The organism is Sinorhizobium saheli (genome assembly GCF_001651875.1).
Taxonomy (GTDB): Bacteria; Pseudomonadota; Alphaproteobacteria; order Rhizobiales; family Rhizobiaceae; genus Sinorhizobium; species Sinorhizobium saheli.
Genome location: NZ_LNQB01000060.1, coordinates 22727 through 41129, shown reverse-complemented (window position 1 = coordinate 41129; position 18403 = coordinate 22727). Strand labels below are relative to the sequence as shown.

The 18403-nt window shown below is 64.4% G+C and carries 14 protein-coding genes; 7 read left to right on the top strand and 7 right to left on the bottom strand.

Annotation, left to right across the window (positions count from 1 at the left end; genetic code table 11):
* Positions 1 to 25: 25 nt before the first annotated feature.
* Entirely contained in the window at positions 26 to 310 is a 285-nt protein-coding gene (locus ATB98_RS29435) for a hypothetical protein (RefSeq protein WP_066870349.1), read from the top strand.
* Positions 311 to 313: 3 nt separating this feature from the next.
* Here ATB98_RS29435 and murI read toward each other — a convergent pair whose 3' ends face one another.
* Positions 314 to 1117 (bottom strand): glutamate racemase, encoded by an 804-nt coding sequence (gene murI / locus ATB98_RS05715; protein ID WP_066870346.1) that lies wholly within the window; start codon positions 1115 to 1117, stop codon positions 314 to 316.
* The gene (locus ATB98_RS05710; RefSeq protein ID WP_066870343.1) at positions 1104 to 1934 is read right to left on the bottom strand and encodes an RNA methyltransferase; all 831 of its coding nucleotides are present in this window, start codon (positions 1932 to 1934) and stop codon (positions 1104 to 1106) included. The genes murI and ATB98_RS05710 overlap by 14 nt, the downstream gene beginning before the upstream one ends.
* 216 nt (positions 1935 to 2150) lie before the next feature.
* Here ATB98_RS05710 and ATB98_RS05705 point away from each other — a divergent pair, with 216 nt between their 5' ends.
* Positions 2151 to 3365 carry an NADP-dependent isocitrate dehydrogenase gene (locus ATB98_RS05705; RefSeq protein WP_066870340.1) on the top strand — a complete coding sequence of 405 codons (1215 nt, stop codon included), beginning with the start codon at positions 2151 to 2153 and terminating at the stop codon, positions 3363 to 3365.
* Between the two features lie 122 nt (positions 3366 to 3487).
* Here the strand turns inward: ATB98_RS05705 and ATB98_RS05700 are convergent, their stop codons facing one another.
* Positions 3488 to 4333 carry an AraC family transcriptional regulator gene (locus ATB98_RS05700; protein WP_066870338.1) on the bottom strand — a complete coding sequence of 282 codons (846 nt, stop codon included), beginning with the start codon at positions 4331 to 4333 and terminating at the stop codon, positions 3488 to 3490.
* A 170-nt stretch (positions 4334 to 4503) separates the two neighbouring features.
* On the opposite strand from ATB98_RS05700, the gene ATB98_RS05695 reads away from it, so the two are divergent.
* Entirely contained in the window at positions 4504 to 6162 is a 1659-nt protein-coding gene (locus tag ATB98_RS05695) for a SulP family inorganic anion transporter (RefSeq protein WP_066870334.1), read from the top strand.
* A gap of 45 nt (positions 6163 to 6207) precedes the next feature.
* On the opposite strand, the gene alaS is transcribed toward ATB98_RS05695, so the two are convergent.
* Positions 6208 to 8871, bottom strand: a complete 2664-nt coding sequence (alaS, locus tag ATB98_RS05690) for an alanine--tRNA ligase (RefSeq protein WP_066870331.1) — start codon at positions 8869 to 8871, stop codon at positions 6208 to 6210.
* A gap of 428 nt (positions 8872 to 9299) precedes the next feature.
* Complete coding sequence (gene recA / locus ATB98_RS05685; protein WP_066870328.1) at positions 9300 to 10385, bottom strand: recombinase RecA; 1086 nt, start codon at positions 10383 to 10385, stop codon at positions 9300 to 9302.
* Between the two features lie 340 nt (positions 10386 to 10725).
* Here recA and ATB98_RS05680 point away from each other — a divergent pair, with 340 nt between their 5' ends.
* Both ATB98_RS05680 and ATB98_RS05675 read left to right on the top strand, forming a co-directional pair.
* Positions 10726 to 11673: a carbohydrate kinase family protein gene (locus ATB98_RS05680; protein ID WP_066870325.1), complete on the top strand. Its 948-nt coding sequence runs from the start codon at positions 10726 to 10728 to the stop codon at positions 11671 to 11673.
* A gap of 134 nt (positions 11674 to 11807) precedes the next feature.
* Positions 11808 to 12737, top strand: coding sequence for a pseudouridine-5'-phosphate glycosidase (locus ATB98_RS05675; RefSeq protein WP_066870496.1), 930 nt, complete (start codon positions 11808 to 11810; stop codon positions 12735 to 12737).
* A 76-nt stretch (positions 12738 to 12813) separates the two neighbouring features.
* Here the strand turns inward: ATB98_RS05675 and cckA are convergent, their stop codons facing one another.
* A complete protein-coding gene (cckA, locus tag ATB98_RS05670) occupies positions 12814 to 15429 on the bottom strand; it encodes a cell cycle histidine kinase CckA (RefSeq protein ID WP_066870322.1) in 2616 nt (871 codons plus the stop codon).
* 375 nt (positions 15430 to 15804) lie between these two features.
* On the opposite strand from cckA, the gene ATB98_RS05665 reads away from it, so the two are divergent.
* A complete protein-coding gene (locus ATB98_RS05665; protein ID WP_066870319.1) occupies positions 15805 to 16794 on the top strand; it encodes a flagellar biosynthetic protein FliO in 990 nt (329 codons plus the stop codon).
* A 220-nt stretch (positions 16795 to 17014) separates the two neighbouring features.
* Here the strand turns inward: ATB98_RS05665 and dksA are convergent, their stop codons facing one another.
* A complete protein-coding gene (dksA, locus tag ATB98_RS05660; RefSeq protein ID WP_026613972.1) occupies positions 17015 to 17434 on the bottom strand; it encodes an RNA polymerase-binding protein DksA in 420 nt (139 codons plus the stop codon).
* Positions 17435 to 17819: 385 nt separating this feature from the next.
* On the opposite strand from dksA, the gene ATB98_RS05655 reads away from it, so the two are divergent.
* Positions 17820 to 18356 (top strand): SixA phosphatase family protein, encoded by a 537-nt coding sequence (locus tag ATB98_RS05655; protein WP_066870315.1) that lies wholly within the window; start codon positions 17820 to 17822, stop codon positions 18354 to 18356.
* The last annotated feature ends 47 nt before the right edge of the window (positions 18357 to 18403 follow it).

The following is an 18403-nucleotide window of genomic DNA, read 5'->3' as shown; positions in this document are numbered from 1 at the left end:
TCCGACAACCCACAGGAATACGCGGTTGCCGGACGGCAAGCGTCCTTGCGTTGAACAACGCGCAAAAGTTGAAAATGCGCCGACCCGCTCTTATGTCTTTTGGATCGTCCGGAACAGGAACCTGACCAATCTCATGTCGCAGCGCGAAACCGAACATCACTTTCAATTCGACAAGCAAATGCGCGAAGCTGGCAAGGATGCTTACCGCGTCATCTCGCGAGCCGAATCGAGGCGCTCGTGGATCAGTCTCGCCCTTGCAATCGCCATTGTCCTCGCCGTGGCGGCCTTCATCCTGCCGACGGCCTTCTGACCATCATGCTCGGCGAACGGTCAGCCCGAAGCCTTGCATCAACCTGCGCGTGGCGAAGTCCGGCCTCCCGCTCGTGAAGATCGCCGGGTCCTCGCCGTTCAGCGGCACGAAGCCGCTCGGCAGCGGCACCAGCGAGCGCGCCCGCCTGGCGATCGCCTCGGCCGGATCCAGCCAGTCCACCGGCCAGGGCGCGAGCCGCCGAAAGACGTTGGCCATGAAGGGATAGTGCGTGCAGGCGAGCACGACGATGTCGGTCTTCTTCCCGTCCATCTCGATGAAGCACGGGCTGATTTCCGTGAGCACCGCCTCGTCGTCGAGGACCTCGCCGCGAATATAGACCTCTGCCATGCGCGCCAGATTTTCCGAACCGACGAGCCGGACATGGCACTGCGCCGCGAAGGACTGGATGAGGTCGCGCGTATAGGCCCGCTTCACCGTCCCCGGTGTCGCCAAGACGGAGACGAGACCCGACCGCGTGCGCTCCGCGGCCGGCTTGATGGCCGGCACCGTGCCGACAAAGGTCATCTCGGGATAGGCGGCGCGCAAGTCCGCGCCGACGAGGGTGAAGGCCGTGTTGCAGGCGATGATGCAGATTTCCGGGTCGTGGCTGGCAATGAGGTCGCCGAAAAGGCCGATCACCCGCTCCTTGAGCGCACCCTCCTCCCAGCCGCCATAGGGAAAGCCGGCATCGTCGGCGACATAGATGAAATGCCGCTCCGGCATCAGCACGCGCGCCTCGCGAAGCACGGTCAGCCCGCCGATCCCGCTGTCGAAGACGAGAATGGGTTTTACGTCAGTCGTTGTCACCGCCGCCCTTGACTTTCCTGCTGTGCCCCGCTGGTGCCGCGGAGCCACGCGGATTCTCGCGCGTGAACCGGTCGAGCGAAGATACGACGCCGCGCAGCACCTGGATTTCCGATTCTGTAAATGATGGCCTCGTCAGAACGGCGCGTAGATTTTCCATCAATTTCGGCTTTTTGTCGGCGGGGCGGAAATAGTTGCGTGCAGTGAGCGCCTCCTCGAGATGCTCGACCAGCCCTTGCAACTGCTCCTTGGTGGCCGGCCGCTGCTCGATCGCCTGGAATGAGGTCTCATCTTCGGATGCCATGCCCGTCTTCATCCATTCATAGGACATGAGCAGCACGGCCTGGGCGAGGTTCAGCGAGGCAAAGGCGGGATTGACGGGGAAGGTGACGATCTCGTCTGCGAGCGCCACCTCCTCGTTGGTCAGTCCCGTGCGCTCGCGGCCGAACAGGATGCCGACGCCCTGCCCCCGTCCGAAGCGTCGCCGGAGTTCCCGCGCGGCGACGATCGGCGAGCGCACCGGCTTGAAGCCGTCGCGGTCGCGGGCGGTGGTCGCGTAGACGAAATTCAGATCCGCGATCGCCTCCTCGAGCGATCCGTAGAGCTTGGCACCGTCGATGACGTGATCGGCGTTGCTCGCGGCAGAGCGCGCTTTCTCGTTCGGCCAGCCGTCGCGCGGATTGACCAGGCGCAGCTCCGACAGGCCGAAATTCGCCATGGCGCGCGCCACCATGCCGATGTTTTCGCCAAGCTGCGGATAGGCGAGAATGATCGCCGGTCCGCCCGTCAAGAGTTCGCGTTCGCTGTTGGTGCCTGCCATTGCCTGCCGTCGCCTTCTGTTCGGCGCTTCCCTCGCACAAATGGCTGAGGAATTAAAGTCCGCGAACCGGCGGGCGGGCGCCGGCAAGCCCGTTTCTTTAACCCAAAGTTTCGCCCAGGCATGCTTTGCCTTGCCGGCCCACAATGCTATAGGGCTCTGGATTTTTCCCACCGGGGGACATCGCGTCCGGTGTCCCATAGAGCACGAGGCATATTCATGGCAAAGATCAAGGTCGCCAATCCGGTCGTCGAACTCGACGGCGACGAGATGACCCGCATCATCTGGCAGTTCATCAAGGATAAGCTGATCCATCCCTATCTCGACGTCGATCTCGAATATTATGATCTCAGCGTCGAGAACCGCGATGCGACCGAAGACCAGGTGACGATCGATGCCGCCAATGCCATCAAGAAGCATGGCGTCGGCGTCAAATGCGCGACGATCACGCCGGACGAGGCCCGCGTCGAGGAGTTCAGCCTCAAGAAGATGTGGAAGTCGCCGAACGGCACGATCCGCAACATTCTGGGCGGCGTCATCTTCCGCGAGCCGATCATCTGCAAGAACGTGCCGCGCCTCGTGCCCGGCTGGACCAAGCCGATCATCGTCGGCCGCCACGCCTTCGGCGACCAGTACCGCGCCACCGACTTCAAGTTCCCGGGCAAGGGCAAGCTCTCGATCAAGTTCGTCGGCGACAACGGTGAGACGATCGAGCACGAGGTCTACGACGCGCCGGGCGCCGGCGTTGCGATGGCCATGTACAACCTCGACGAATCGATCACCGAATTCGCCCGCGCCTCGTTCAACTACGGCCTGCAGCGCAAGGTTCCGGTCTATCTCTCGACCAAGAACACCATCCTCAAGGCCTATGACGGCCGCTTCAAGGACATCTTCCAGAAGGTCTTCGAAGAGGAATTCGCCGAGCAGTTCAAGGCCGAGAAGCTCTGGTACGAACACCGCCTGATCGACGACATGGTCGCCTCGGCGCTGAAGTGGTCCGGCGGCTATGTCTGGGCCTGCAAGAACTACGACGGCGACGTCCAGTCCGACATCGTCGCCCAGGGCTTCGGCTCGCTCGGCCTGATGACCTCGGTGCTGATGACGCCGGACGGCAAGACGGTCGAGGCGGAAGCCGCGCACGGAACGGTGACGCGCCACTACCGCCAGCACCAGAAGGGCGAGGAGACCTCGACCAACTCGATCGCCTCGATCTTCGCCTGGACCCGCGGCCTTGCCCACCGCGCCAAGCTCGACGGCAACGCCGAGCTCGCGAAGTTCGCCGAAACGCTCGAGCGCGTCTGCGTCGAGACCGTCGAAGCCGGCTTCATGACCAAGGACCTGGCGCTGCTGATCGGCCCCGACCAGCCGTGGCTCTCGACCACCGGCTTCCTCGACAAGATCGACGAGAATCTCAAGAAGGCCATGGCCGCCTGAGCCGCGCCTTTTGCGATGCCCCTGGAAACCCGGCCCTTGCGCCGGGTTTCTTGCATTTTACGGGGCGATGCCCGCACGGCCTGAGGCTCGGCCTTCGTTGAAACGGATTGCCGGGCGAGGCTCTATTCCAGCGGAAGAATTTCCGTCAGCAACTCCGTCGGCGCGACCTCGCGCGGATTGTTGAGATATTTCTCGAACATGACGCTATCGCGGATTGCGTGGCCGGACTGCGGCAGCCAGGTCGCGTAGAGCCAGCGGTAGGCCTTCGACATATCGGAATAAGGCCCCTTGTGCCGCAGGACCGCATATCGGCCACCGTCGATCCGCCGCGGCGCCAGCGGCGGATCGACTTGGAAATCCCCTGTCGTCGTCACGCATGCGAAGGAACGGAGCTTCTCCGCCTCCACCAGTTCCGGATCATCGAGGTAGATGCCGATCATTTCCATATCCGGCCGGAACAAGTTGCGCGCAAAGAGCGTGCCGTAGAGCGTTTCGAAAGCCTGGCCGATCGCCATATAGGAGCCCGAATGGGCTACGCCGACGAGCGCCAGCGGATCGATTTGCCGTAGGGTGACGTCATACATTTCAGAATTCCTTTCTATCGATGCGATTTCAAATGCCTTGTGGCTCCCTTCTTTCCTGTAGCGCGCCGGTGGAAGGCCGTAGACGGCCCCGAAGGTGCGGGTGAAGGATTGAATATTCGGGTAGCCGGAGCGCCGCGCGATCGCCTCGATCGCAAGATCGGTCCCCACGAGATCCGCCGCGGCCCTTTGCAGCCGCAGCCTTTTCACTGTCGCCGCCAGGGTCTCGCCATGCACCGCCCGATAGATGCGATGCCAATGGTGCGGTGACAGGCAGGCGATCTCGGCGAGCCGATCGAGATCGAGCTCCTCGTCGAGATGTGCGTGGATATAGGCCGAAACGCGGTGGAGCCGCCTTTCATAGATTGCCCATGCCGCATCGCCCATACTGATCCTTTCGCGTTTCGCTCGGCCCATTCAAACCACGCGTCGGTTTTACAATCCTGCTGACCTTTCGCGGCTCGCCAAGCCGCTTGTGCGCCGTCACGACTCAGCTAGGCTAAACATGCGCCGGACGTTCAATTCCGCCAACGTGCCGGACCCTGGAAAGTCTGCCAATGCCCGATTCCCTCGTTCCGAAAACGGTCAGTGTCCTTTCCGAAGGATATGACCTCGCCCGCCTCAAGGCGGATGCATTCGCCGGCCTGACCGTCGCGATCGTCGCGCTGCCGCTCTCCATGGCCATCGCGATCGCCTCGGGGGTCACGCCCGACCGCGGACTTTACACAGCGATCATCGGCGGTCTCCTCGTTTCGCTCCTCGGCGGCAGCCGCGTGCAGATCGGCGGGCCGGCGGGAGCCTTCATCGTTCTCGTCGCCGCAACCGGTACACGGCACGGCCTCGACGGGCTGCTGCTCGCCACCGCCATGGGCGGCATCATGCTCGTCGCCGCCGGCTATCTGCGGTTGGGTCAATATATCAAGTTCATCCCCTACCCGGTCACGGTCGGCTTCACCGCCGGGATCGCCGTCATCATCTTCGCTAGCCAGTTGCGCGATCTTTTCGGCCTGCGCCTCACGGCGCCCGAACCGGGGCCGATCGTCGAGAAGATCGCGGCGCTCGCTTCGGTGGCCGACACTGTCAACGGGGCGGCGGTGCTGACGGCGGGCCTGACCGCCGGCATCATCCTCGGATTGCGCCGGGTGAGGCCGCACTGGCCCGGCATGCTGATCGCGGTCGCTGCCGCTTCGACCGTCGTCGCGCTGCTGCAGCTTCCGGCAGAAACGATCGGTACGCGCTTCGGCGGCATTCCACGCGGCCTGCCCGCCCCCACGCTGCCGCCGTTTTCACTCGAGAAGGCGGCCGCCGTGTTTCCGGATGCCGTCTCGTTCGCGCTTCTCGGCGCGATCGAATCGCTGCTGTCGGCCGTCGTTGCCGATGGCATGACCGGGCGCAGGCATCGCTCCAGCATGGAACTCATCGCCCAGGGGATCGCGAATTTCTGCTCGGCCCTTTTCGGCGGCATCTGCGTGACCGGTACGATCGCGCGGACAGCGACGAATGTACGCGCCGGCGGCACGAGCCCGGTCTCCGGCATGCTGCACTCCCTCTTTCTCCTGCTGTTCATGCTCCTTGCCGCACCGCTTGCGAGCTATATCCCGCTTGCCGCCCTCGCCGGCGTGCTCGCCGTCGTCGCCTGGAACATGATCGAAAAACCGGCCTTCATGGCGCTCATGCGCTCGTCCTATGGCGACGCCGTCGTGCTGCTCGCGACGTTCCTCATCGTCGTCTTCCGGGAGTTGACCGAAGGCATCGTCATCGGCTTCGCTCTCGGCGCAGTCCTCTTCATCGACCGCATGGCGAAGAGCATCTCAGTCGGCGAAACGCAACCGCTCGCGGTGCTGCGATCGGAGAACGGCGAGGAAGAACATCCGGTCATCGCGGACGACCCGGATACGGTGATCTACCGGATTTCCGGCATCTTCTTCTTCGGCTCGGCGGCAACGGTCGGCACGGTTCTCGACCGCATCGCAGACCAGCGCCGCAACTTCATTCTGGACTGTTCGGAGGTGCCGTTCATGGATTCCACCGCCGCCAACGTCATCGAGGGGACGTTGCGCAAGGCGGAGCGCACGGGCGTGCGTTTCATCATCACCGGCGCCCGGCCACAGGTCCGCCGCACGCTCTATCGGCATGAGGTCCGGCCGCCACGCGTGCTGATGCGCGGCTCGGTCCAGGCGGCACTCGCGACGATCAAGAGCGAAAGGGCTGAATGAAAAAGGGCGCCGCAGCGCCCTCTTCTCGTTCACTTTTCCTGCCGTTCAACCGGCCAGAGCCACGGCAACCGCCTCGATCGCCTCGGCCGCCCGTCCGCCGTCCGGACCGCCGGCCTGGGCCATGTCGGGGCGCCCGCCACCGCCCTTGCCGCCGAGCGCCGCCGAGGCGACGCGCACCAGATCGACGGCGCTGACCCTGGAGGTGAGATCGTCGGTGACGCCAACCACGGCGCTCGCCTTGCCGTCACCCGTGACGCCGACGAAGGCGACGACGCCGGACCCCAGTGTCTTTTTGCCGTCATCGGCAAGGCTCTTAAGGTCCTTCGGCTCGACGCCGGACACGACCCTGCCGAGGAAGCGCACACCGCCGATCTCGCGGGCCGCATCGCCCGAACCGTTCTGGCCATCGCCGGCGAGCGCCAGCTTCTTCTTCGCCTCGGTGAGTTCCCGCTCCAGCTTGCGCCGCTCGTCGATCAGAGCTTCGACGCGGCCGAGGACTTCGCTCGGCTGCACCTTGAGCGCCGCGGCAAGCGTCTTCACACGCTCGTCCTGCTCGTTGAGGTAGGCCCGGGCCGCCTCGCCCGTCAGCGCCTCGATGCGGCGCACGCCGGCACCGACGGCGCTTTCCGAGACGACGCGGACGAGGCCGATATCGCCGGTGGCGGAAACATGTGTGCCGCCGCAAAGCTCGACCGAATAAGGCTTGCCGGCCTTCGACCCGCGAATGCCCTGCCCCATGGAAACGACGCGGACCTCGTCGCCATATTTCTCGCCGAAGAGCGCCATCGCACCTTCCGCGATCGCATCGTCGACGCTCATCAGGCGGGTGGTGACAGGCGTGTTCTGGACGACGATCTCGTTCGCCATCTCCTCGACTTCCTTCAACTCCTCGGCCGTCATCGGCTTCGGATGGGACACGTCGAAGCGCAGCCGTTCCGGCGCGACGAGCGAGCCCTTCTGCGCCACATGCGTGCCGAGCACCTCGCGCAGCGCCTCGTGCAGCAGATGGGTCGCGGAGTGGTTGGCGCGCAGGCGGGTGCGGCGTGCATGGTCGACGGTGAGCGCGGCCGCCTCGCCGATCTTCACGCTGCCTTCGGCAACGGCGCAATAGTGGACGAAGAGCCCCTCGCCGCGCTTCTGCGTGTCCGTGACCGTGAGCTTGCCCGTCTCCGTGGTGATGATGCCTGTGTCGCCGACCTGGCCGCCGGACTCGCCGTAGAACGGCGTCTGGTTCAGGATCACCTGAATTTTCTCGCCCTTGGTGGCAGTCTCGACGACGGCACCGTCGCGGACGATCGCCTGGATCACCCCTTCGGCAGATTCGGTGTCGTAGCCGAGGAAATCGGTCGCGCCGTGCTTCTCCTTGAGCTCGAACCAGATCGTCTCGGTCGCCGCTTCGCCGGAGCCCGCCCAATTGGCGCGCGCTTCGGCCTTCTGCCGTTCCATTGCCGCTGAAAAGGCGTCCGTGTCGACGGTGATCCCCTTGGCGCGCAGCGCGTCCTGGGTCAGGTCGAGCGGGAAGCCATAGGTGTCATAGAGCTTGAAGGCGGTTTCGCCGTTGAACTGGTCGCCTTCGCCGAGGCCGGCCGACGCCTCCGCAAGCAGGTTGAGACCGCGCTCCAGCGTTTTGCGGAAGCGGGTCTCCTCGAGCTTCAGCGTTTCCGAGATCAGCGCTTCGGCGCGGACCAGTTCCGGATAGGCGCGGCCCATCTGCCCGACGAGCGCCGGCAGGAGCTTCCACATCAGCGGCTCCTCAGCGCCGAGCAACTGTGCGTGGCGCATGGCGCGGCGCATGATGCGGCGCAGCACATAGCCGCGGCCTTCGTTCGACGGCAGCACACCGTCGGCGATGAGGAAGGCGGAGGAACGCAGGTGATCGGCGATGACGCGATGGCTCGCGCGGCGGTCCCCTTCGGCCTTGACGCCGGTTGCATCCTCGGAGGCCGCGATCAGCGCGCGGAAGAGGTCGATGTCGTAGTTGTCGTGCTGGCCCTGCAGCACGGCGGCGATGCGCTCCAGCCCCATGCCGGTGTCGATCGACGGCCGCGGCAGGTCGATGCGCTCTTCCTTCGTGACCTGCTCGTACTGCATGAAGACGAGGTTCCAGATCTCGATGAAGCGGTCGCCGTCCTCCTCGGCCGAGCCGGGCGGGCCGCCCCAGATCTGCTCGCCGTGGTCATAAAAGATTTCCGAGCACGGGCCGCAGGGGCCGGTATCGCCCATCGCCCAGAAATTGTCGCTGGTCGGAATGCGGATGATGCGGTCGTCGCTGAAGCCGGCGATCTTCTTCCAGAGGCCGAAAGCCTCTTCGTCGGTATGATAGACGGTGACGAGCAGGCGCTTCGCGTCGAGTCCGTATTCCTTGGTGATCAGGTTCCAGGCAAGCTCGATCGCGCGCTCCTTGAAATAGTCGCCGAACGAGAAGTTGCCGAGCATCTCGAAGAAGGTGTGGTGGCGGGCGGTGTAGCCGACATTGTCGAGGTCGTTGTGCTTGCCGCCGGCGCGCACGCATTTCTGCGCCGTCGCGGCGGTCGAATAGGGCCGCTGCTCGAGGCCGGTGAAGACGTTCTTGAACTGCACCATGCCGGCATTGGTGAACATCAATGTCGGGTCGTTGCGCGGCACCAGGGGGCTCGACGGCACGATCTCGTGGCCGTTCTTGCGGAAATAGTCGAGAAACATCGACCGGATTTCATTCACGCCGCTCATCTTGCGTCCTATCTGTGCACCATTCCCGACGGCGACCCGACTTTATCCGAGCCGCCCGCCGCATTCCTCGACCCCGCGCCTATGCTTATAGCCGCACCCTCCGACGACCTCGGCCATCGGAACCACAGGCTTTTATCTTTCGCGTATCAAGCTGTCCAGACTGCAGCAAAAACCGGCTGTCCGCGAAGGCAGCCGGTCCCATGATTTCCGCCATTTCGGCCTCTTACAGCGCCGCGCGTCTTTTCAGAAGCGCAGAGGACGCTGTAACACTTTGAAACTACGCATCGTGCTTTCCGCAAATCGGAATTTCGATTTTCCGGCCGATGCGCAAGAGCAGAACGCGCGCACAGCGTTCGCGCCTCCGCTCTACCCGCTTCTTGTACGCATTTGTGCGACGTCAGGGTGATTCCACCTGACTGCAAAATGCCCTAGATCTCGGCAGCGTCGTCGCCTTCGCTCTCCGGTCCGCCATTCTCGAGGAAGCGGTCGGCGATCAGGCCGGCGTTCTGCCTGAGAGCCATCTCGACCTCGCGCGCCAGATCGGGATTATCACGCAGGAACAGCTTGGCGTTCTCGCGGCCCTGCCCGAGCCGCTGGCTGTTATAGGAGAACCAGGCGCCGGACTTCTCGACGATGCCCGCCTTGACGCCGAGATCGATGAGCTCGCCGGTCTTGGAAACGCCCTCGCCATACATGATGTCGAATTCCACCTGCTTGAAGGGCGGCGCCATCTTGTTCTTGACGACCTTGACGCGGGTCTGGTTGCCGACGACCTCCTCGCGCTCCTTGACCGAGCCGATGCGGCGGATGTCGAGGCGGACCGACGCGTAGAACTTCAACGCATTGCCGCCCGTGGTCGTCTCCGGCGAACCGAACATCACGCCGATCTTCATGCGGATCTGGTTGATGAAGATCACCATGCAGTTGGACTTGGAGATCGAGGCCGTCAGCTTGCGCAGCGCCTGGCTCATCAGCCGCGCCTGCATGCCCGGCAGGTTGTCGCCCATTTCGCCTTCGATTTCGGCGCGCGGCACGAGCGCGGCGACCGAATCGACGACGAGCACGTCGATCGCGCCGGAGCGGACCAGCGTGTCGGTGATTTCCAGCGCCTGCTCACCGGTATCGGGCTGCGAGATCAGCAGGTTCTCGAGATCGACCCCGAGCTTGCGCGCATAGACCGGATCGAGCGCATGCTCGGCGTCGACGAAAGCGCAGATGCCGCCCTTCTTCTGCGCTTCGGCAACGGTCTGCAGCGCCAGCGTCGTCTTGCCCGAGCTTTCCGGACCGTAGATTTCGATGATGCGGCCCTTCGGCAGGCCGCCGATTCCGAGCGCGATGTCGAGGCCGAGCGAGCCGGTAGAGACGGTTTCGATCTCGACGACGCTGTCCTTCGATCCGAGCTTCATGATCGATCCCTTGCCGAACGAACGTTCGATCTGGGAAAGAGCCGCTTCAAGTGCCTTGCTTTTGTCCACCGATTTGTCCTCTACGAGCCGCAAAGAGTTTTGTGCCATTGGTCCACCTTTAGGTTATTGGAGCTATCGAGGCAATGAAGCCGCCGCAGGAGTTTTTGTACATGTTTTGTTCCGGTTTGGCAATGGCGCGTCAAACACTTGAATAATATAAATTATTCTTCATCTGTTCGATTCATGTTCACGGGCGCGTCATACGCCGCTTCGCCGGGCGGCGCGTGGACCCGTGAGGCTTTGCCCCATCGCCCGATTCGCCTCGAGAATCGCAACGGATCGGCTGCGACCAAGCTGGACCCAATTCCGGAATGATGGGATGAAATGCGGGCAGAAGAACGACCCGCAAGTTCTAATTACCCTTCGCAATGATCACATCGGAACGGACATGAAAGCACGGAATATCGTCGTTTTCGGCGGCGCTCACATCGACCGCCGTGGCCGGATCAGCGGCGCGACGGCGCCGGGCGCGAGCAATCCCGGCAGGTGGTTCGAGGAGGCCGGGGGCGGCGGTTTCAATGCCGCGCGAAACCTCGCGCGCCTCGGCCATCGCGTTCGGATGATCGGCCCGCGCGGCGGCGACGCGGCCGGCGACATGGTGGCCGCGGCTGCCGCCGCTGCCGGCGTGATCGATCGCCCCTTCGTCTTTCTCGATCGCAAGACGCCGAGCTACACGGCGATCCTCGAGAACGACGGCAATCTCGTCATAGCACTCGCAGACATGGATCTCTATGCGCTGTTCACGCCGCGCCGTCTGCAGCAGCGCGCGACGCGCGAGATCCTGGCGGTGAGCGACCTGGTGCTGATGGACGCGAACCTGCCGCAGGAGACGCTGACGGCGCTCGTCGAGGCGGCGTCCGGGGACGGCCGGCTCGTCGCCGGTATCGCCGTTTCCCCCGCGAAGGTGGTGCGCTATCGCGAGTGCCTCGCCGGTCTCGATTTCCTGTTCATGAACGAGGCGGAGGCAAGGGCGATCACCGGCGCCGAGGCTGCCGCGGTCGAGGAATGGCCATCGCTGCTGCATGCCAAGGGGCTTCGCGGCGGCGTCGTCACCCGCGGCGGGCGGACCGCGGTCGCCTTCGATCGCCACAGCGCCTGTATCGCCGCACCGCCCGCTCTTTCCGCACTTGCCGACGTCACCGGCGCCGGAGACGCGCTGGCCTCTGGCTTCCTCGCCGCTCGGCTTGCAGGCAGCGACCTCGCCGCATGTCTGCGGCACGGCATCGCCGCCGCCGTCTTGACGCTCGGTTCTCCCTTCGCCGCCGCGGAGGAGATGTCGGCGGAGGCGATCGAGCAGACGCTCGCCCTTGTGCCGGCGGCGGAAATGCTGTCATGAGATGGGCAGCCGAAGGCGGGGCGAGGCGAGAAGCTCTCGGGTTTTGCGCCAGTGCACCGTTCCAGTCTTTTCAGAAGCAAGCACGATGGCTTGATCGAATCGAAGCCCATTCGTCGTGACCCAAGGGAATGATCATGACCAAACCCGCCTCCCCATCCCTGCCGATGGAATTCTCCGATGAAGTCGCGGCCGCCAGGGCGCGCAACGCGCCGATCGTCGCATTGGAGTCGACGATCATCACCCATGGCATGCCCTATCCCGGCAATCTCGACATGGCCCGCAGCGTCGAGGCGATCATCCGTGAAGAGGGTGCGGTGCCGGCGACCATCGCGGTCATTCACGGCGTCCTCCATATCGGCCTCGACGAGGCGAAGCTCGAGGCGCTCGCGAAGACGAAAGGCGCAATGAAGCTTTCGCGCGCCGACCTCGCCTTCGCCATTGCCGAGCGCCGCACCGGCGCCACCACCGTCGCCGCGACGATGATCGCCGCGGCCCGTGCCGGCATCAGCGTCTTTGCGACCGGCGGCATCGGCGGCGTTCACCGCGGCGCGGAAGAAAGCTTCGACATCTCGGCCGATCTCGACGAACTCGCCCGCACCGGCGTCATCGTCGTCTGCGCCGGCGCCAAGGCCATTCTCGACATTCCGAAAACGCTTGAAGTGCTCGAAACCCGCGGCGTGCCGGTCGTCACCTATGACAGCGAGGATTTCCCCGCCTTCTGGTCGCGTCACTCCGGCATCAAGAGCCCGCTGATGCTCAACAGCCCGGCGGCGATCGCCAATTTCCAGCGGATGCGCGATCTTCTCGGCATCGACGGAGGCATGCTCGTCGCCAACCCGGTTCCCGAGGAAAACGAAATCCCGCGCGAGGAAATGGAGATCTACATCACCCGGGCGCTCGACAATGCCGCAAGCGACGGCATTTCCGGCAAGGCGGTCACACCCTACCTGCTCGACAACCTTTATCACATGACCGAGGGCCGCAGCCTCGAAACCAATATCGCGCTCGTCGAGAACAACGCCCGCCTCGCTGCCGAGATCGCCGTCGCGTTGCGGGCGATATAAGCAGCAGCGGCAAGCGGGTGGCGGAGCCGGCGCCGAGCGTGCCGGGTTTTCTGCCTCCTGCCCGTCAGAAGCCGGCTCAGGAGTCGAGCATCTCGCGAACCGCGACGGCCAGTTGCTTGAGGGAGAACGGCTTCGGCAGGAAGCCGAACTTGGCGTCGGCCGGCAGGTTGCGGGCAAAGGCGTCTTCCGCATAGCCGGAGACGAAGATGAACTTCAGGTCCGGATATTTCTTGCGCAGCTCGCGCAAGAGCGTCGGCCCGTCCATCTCCGGCATCACCACGTCGGAGACGACGATATCGACGGCACCGTCGAGCTCGTCCATGATATCGAGCGCTTCGATACCCGATCCGGCTTCGTGAACCGTGTAGCCGCGCGTCTCCAGCATGCGCTTGCCGCCGCGCCGCACAGCCTCCTCGTCCTCGACGAGAAGCACGACGGCGGAATCGCCGGTGAGGTCCGCCGGTTCCGCCGGCGCTGCCGCGGCCGCAACCGCCTCGCTCGCCGCCGCCAAAGCCTCGGCAAGCGCCTCGTTCGCGGCGCCTTCCTCGCGCGTCTCGACCACCTCGACGTGCCGCGGCAGGAGAATGCGGAAGGTGGTCCCGTTGCCGACCTCCGATTCCGGATAGATATAGCCGCCCGACTGCTTGACGATGCCATAGACCATCGAAAGGCCGAGGCCGGTGCCCTTGCCCACCTCTTTCGTCGTGAAGAAGGGTTCGAAGATCTTGTCCATGATCTCCGGCGGGATACCCGTGCCCTGGTCGGACACCTCGACGACGACGTAGTCGTCCTCCGGCAGTTCGCGCCGTCCAAGTGCCGCCACTTCGCTCGCCGGCAGGTTCCGCGTCCGGAGCGTGATGGTTCCGCCTTCGGACATCGCGTCGCGGGCATTGACGGCGAGGTTCAGGAGAACCTGTTCGAACTGGCCGAGATCGGTCTTCACCGGCCAGAGATCGCGGCCGTAATCCACCTCGACCTTGACGTTGGTGCCGGTCATGCGGTCGACGAGCATCCTCAGGTCGCCGATGACGTCGGTGAGGTTCAGCACCGTCGGGCGCATCGTCTGCTTGCGCGAAAACGCCAGCAATTGCCGCACGAGGACCGCGGCGCGGTTGGCGTTGCGTTTGATTTCCATGAGATCGGCGAATGTCGCATCCGCCGGCCGCGCCGACAGCAGGAGGTGATCGGCGGACAGCAGGATCGCGGTCAGCACGTTGTTGAAATCATGGGCGATGCCGCCGGCGAGCGTTCCGACGGCATTCATCTTCTGCGTCTGCGCCATCTGGTTCTCGAGCGCCTTTTGCTCGGTGATTTCCAGCGCATAGATGATCGCTGCTTCCTCGGGCGCCTGATCGCTCTGGTCGATCACCGCGTTGATGTAGAAGCGGAAGTGACGCCCGTCATCCGTCGGGTGCCGCGCATCGATCGGCGCGATGTCGCTCTGCCGGTCCTTGGCCGCTGCCAGCGCTTCCTGGAGCCGGCCCCTTTCGGACTCGTGCACGACCGCCTCGATCTCGGCGCCGCGCTCGACGTCGTCCTGTGAAACCAGCCCGGCGAACAGATTCAGGAAGGGCGCGTTGGTCCTGAGAATCCGCCCCTCCCCGTCCACCGAGGCGATCGCCATCGGCGTGTTGTTGAAGAAGCGGGTGAACCTCATCGCCGCATTCGATGCCGATTGATCGCCGTCTTCGCCTTCGCGCGACATCACGATCGTCCGGCTCTCGCCGGGCGCGCCGTCGCGTGTGGACGAGACACGATGGATCAACCGGACCGGCAGGCTCTGACCGTTGAGCTTGCGCAGGTCGAGGTCGAGCACCTTGGTCTTCTTCAGTCCCGGTTCGGCCTGCACCGCCTGGATGAGCGCAAGGCCCTCGCCCGCGACGACGTCGGCAATCGTGATCGAGCCCGGCTGGAACTTGGTGAGGTCCATCCCCAGCCAGTCCGCGAGCGTCGCATTGATATAGAAGATTTCGCCCTTGCGCCCGGCCGAGAAGAAGCCGGCGGGAGCATGGTCGAGATAGTCGATGGCGTTCTGCAATTCCTTGAAGAAGCGCTCCTGGTCGTCGCGCTCGGCGGTGATGTCGGCGATCTGCCAGAGATAAAGCGGATTGCTGTCGGCGTCCTCGAGCGGCAAGACGCGCGCCTTCAGGCGATACCAATGGGCGCCCGAGCCGGTGAGCTTGCTGTTTGCGAGCGGCTTCAACAGGCGGAATTCCTCGTGCCCCTGCTTGCCCTCGTGCAGGCCGTTGGTCAGCCGATAGATCGCCTCGGTCGCTTCGCGGTTGCGCGAAAGGATCGTTTCGAGCGACTGGACGCCGACCGCGCCCTTGGCGCCGGTCAACGCCCCATAAGCGGCGTTCGCATAGATGATGCGCCCTTTGCGGTCCGTCACGATCGTTCCGTCTTCATGCGCATCGAGGAAGGCGCGCGCCAGTTCGTCCGGCCGCGACTGCGGCATCACTTCGATGAAGCCGATGACGGACGAAACGAGGAAGAATATGCCGACCATCGCCAGCACGCCGAGAATGCCGAGCACGATCTCGTTTTCGAGCTGGTTCTTGAAGACGACGAAGGCCGCCGCCGAGGCGCTGAGGACGATCGCGAGCAGGATGATCCTGAGGACGGTGCCCGGCCGCACGCCCCGGTCGACGACCGGCATCTGGTAGTCACCTGCCTGTCGCAATTTCGTCATCGGGTCCTCACCTGCTGCCGGGTCATGCCGCCGCACCGGCGAGATCCCGCATGCTTGCAGCGCCGCGCATCCCTGCGGACGCACACAGGCCGCTGTAATACCTTGAATTGCCGCATAATTTACCCCCAAAACGATCCCGATTTAAGGAAACTCTGCGGCGGCCGGTGTCCGACGGCATCGTAGCGGAACGAGTAGCCGCCCTCCCTGCTCCGGCCAATCGGACTGGAATCATCTTTAACAATCAGAGATAACAGCAAAAAGCGTCCCGGAGGAAGCGCCGCGGTCAATTCACAGGGAATGTCGGCCCGAAGCTTGTTCCAGCCCGAAAAAAGCCGTCAAATGCTGCCATCCGGACGGCAGTAAGGAGTTCAGCCGATGATAGAAACGATCCTGGCAGACAATGGCAGCAGGTTCATGATCGCCGCCGGAGCGGTTGCCGTCGGCCTCTTGTGCCTCCTGGCCGTGCTCTGGATCATGCGCAGCCGGCCTTCTTCGCCCTTCGTGCGCGGCGGCAAGAACCGGCAGCCGCGGCTGGCGGTGCTCGATGCCGCTGCCGTGGACACGCGCCGGCGGCTCGTTCTCGTGCGCCGCGACGATGTCGAGCATCTGATCATGATCGGCGGCCCGACCGACATCGTCATTGAAAGCCGCATCGTGGCTGAGGAGGCGGCCGACGCCGCTCAGGCCGACATCCGTCCTGCGCCGGAACCGAAGGTCGCCGAAACACCGATCGCGGCGGCGCCGCCGGAACCGAAACCGCTCCCCGTTCCGCCGCCCACCCCGGCCCGTGTCGAAACCGTCGAGCCCGTTCGCCAACCGGTGCAGCCGAGCGAGCCGGTGCAGCGCGCCGAGCCCGTGGCGCCACGCCCTGCGGTCGAGCAACGACCCCAAACGCCCGTCGCAGCGGCACCGCAACCGGCGCCCGCCCGGCCCACGCCGCCGCCATCCGCCGTTTCGCCCGTCTCCACCGATGTTTTCGCTACCGCGCACGACCGCGTGCTGCCGATGGCGCAACCTGTTGCAGCCGAGCGACCGGCGCCGCCGCCGGCCGCCGAGCCCTTCAGGCCGGCACAGCCGCAACCGCAGCCGCTCCAAGCGCAGCCTATTCCGGTCCGCGCCGCCGCACCCGACACCGCGGACGATTTCGAGCGGATGCTCGATGCGGAGATCAGCGGCGATCTCCAGCGCCTCACGCCCGTGGTCGCACCGCGGCCGGAGAGCCGGCCGGCGCCGGCCGCCCGCCAGGAGCCGGTGCTCGGAGCCGCGCCGGGAGGCGCGCGGCCGGAAGACACGCGCAAGGAACCGACGATCGAGGAAGAGATGACCCGTATGCTGGCCGATATCTCCGCAGGCCGTCGCCCCTAGAGCATTTGCAGTCAGGTGGAATCACCTGACCTCGCACAAATTCGGCAAGAACAGGCAGATAGAGCGGTGGCGCGAACGCATGTGCGTGCATCCCGCTCTAAAAGAGGGAGGGCTGCGGCCGCGACCGGCACATCCGTTTCCATTGGCGGCTCGGGGCAAAAAGAAACGGCGCGGTCAGGACCGCGCCGTTTGATTTGGAGCGCCGGCAAATGTCCGGTGCTTATTCGTCCCGATAAACCTTCTCGCGACGCTCGTGACGCTCCTGCGCCTCGATCGAGAGAGTGGCGATCGGCCGGGCGTCGAGGCGCTTCAGGCCGATAGGTTCGCCGGTCTCCTCGCAGTACCCGTAGGTCCCCTCGTCGAGCCGCTGCAACGCGGCATCGATCTTGGCGATCAGCTTGCGCTGGCGATCCCGGGCACGCAATTCGATGGCCCGGTCGGTTTCGGAGGAGGCACGATCCGCGAGATCAGGATGATTGGCGCTCTCCTCTGCCAAGTGATCCAAGGTCTCGCGGGCTTCGCGAAGGATGTCGTTTTTCCAGGCATTCAGCTTTGCTCGAAAATATGCCCGGTGGTTTGCATTCATGAATTCCTCGTCCTCGGAGAGGACATAGGTACTAAGATCGATCTTCTCACTCAACGCGATTCTCCTGAAGAACATCTCATTGCGGCGGTGTATAGACCTATGGAAGCTCTGATTCAAGCCGCCGCTTTAGGGCATATCAACGTTGCTCCCCTTTCAGGCTAACCGGCTAATATTTCATCAAAATTACACACAAATACTTGATCACGGTCCTGCCGCCGGAACCGATGGAGGAGCAGGCGCGCGGAACCCGGCGGCATTCCGTTTGCGACATGGGTCCCGCCCCGTGTCGCTTCCAGACGCATCCGCTCGGGAAAACGCGAGGCACGGCTTGATCTTTGCGCCAACCGGCGGGACAAGGTTAGCGACGCCACCGGGATGTTTGAGCTGCCGCCGCGGGCAGATCATTCCGATCGAGCGCATTCGAGCACCGGATAGATAGATGCAAGACAGCGCAGTCCCGGCCTTCCGCCTCTTTCTTCTCCGCCACGCCCGCTCGGGCTGGGCGATGCCTGGTCAACGGGATTTCGACCGCGCCCTCAACGAGACCGGTCGCAGCGAGGCGGAACTCATCGCGAATGCTGCCGCCGATCACGGCATCAGGCCGGACCTGATCCTGTGCTCAACCGCGACGCGGTGCCGCCAGACTGCCGAACCGCTCCTTCGTTCGCTCGAGGCCGACGTCGATATCCGCTATCTCGATCCGCTCTATACCGGCCCGACGAGCATCTACGCCGAGCTTGTCGAAGCGCATTCCGATCGGTCCTCGCTGATGCTGATCGGACACAATCCGATGATCGAGGAGTTCTTCCATCAGGCGCTCGGCGAGGAACGCGCCGCGGCAGTCCTCCGTGACGGCTATCCTCCGGCCTGCCTGGCGGCCGTCGACTTCTCCACCCGCCCCACGACCGGCGCGATCTGGACCGCAACGCTGTCGCGATTGCTGGTGCCGGCCTCCGAAGCGACCGAGAGCCGATGAATCCTTGTTCCGTCTGCGTCGAATCCGGTCCGGAGCGCATCGCATCG

Bases quoted from the DNA above. Each gene is read 5' to 3' on its own strand.
- ATB98_RS05710 (WP_066870343.1), bottom strand. From the start codon at position 1,934: ATGGCAGGCACCAACAGCGAACGCGAACTCTTGACGGGCGGACCGGCG.
- ATB98_RS05705 (WP_066870340.1), top strand. From the start codon at position 2,151: ATGGCAAAGATCAAGGTCGCCAATCCGGTCGTCGAACTCGACGGCGAC.
- ATB98_RS05700 (WP_066870338.1), bottom strand. From the start codon at position 4,333: ATGGGCGATGCGGCATGGGCAATCTATGAAAGGCGGCTCCACCGCGTT.
- ATB98_RS05695 (WP_066870334.1), top strand. From the start codon at position 4,504: ATGCCCGATTCCCTCGTTCCGAAAACGGTCAGTGTCCTTTCCGAAGGA.
- alaS (WP_066870331.1), bottom strand. From the start codon at position 8,871: ATGAGCGGCGTGAATGAAATCCGGTCGATGTTTCTCGACTATTTCCGC.
- recA (WP_066870328.1), bottom strand. From the start codon at position 10,385: ATGGCACAAAACTCTTTGCGGCTCGTAGAGGACAAATCGGTGGACAAA.
- ATB98_RS05680 (WP_066870325.1), top strand. From the start codon at position 10,726: ATGAAAGCACGGAATATCGTCGTTTTCGGCGGCGCTCACATCGACCGC.
- ATB98_RS05675 (WP_066870496.1), top strand. From the start codon at position 11,808: ATGACCAAACCCGCCTCCCCATCCCTGCCGATGGAATTCTCCGATGAA.
- cckA (WP_066870322.1), bottom strand. From the start codon at position 15,429: ATGACGAAATTGCGACAGGCAGGTGACTACCAGATGCCGGTCGTCGAC.
- ATB98_RS05665 (WP_066870319.1), top strand. From the start codon at position 15,805: ATGATAGAAACGATCCTGGCAGACAATGGCAGCAGGTTCATGATCGCC.
- ATB98_RS05655 (WP_066870315.1), top strand. From the start codon at position 17,820: ATGCAAGACAGCGCAGTCCCGGCCTTCCGCCTCTTTCTTCTCCGCCAC.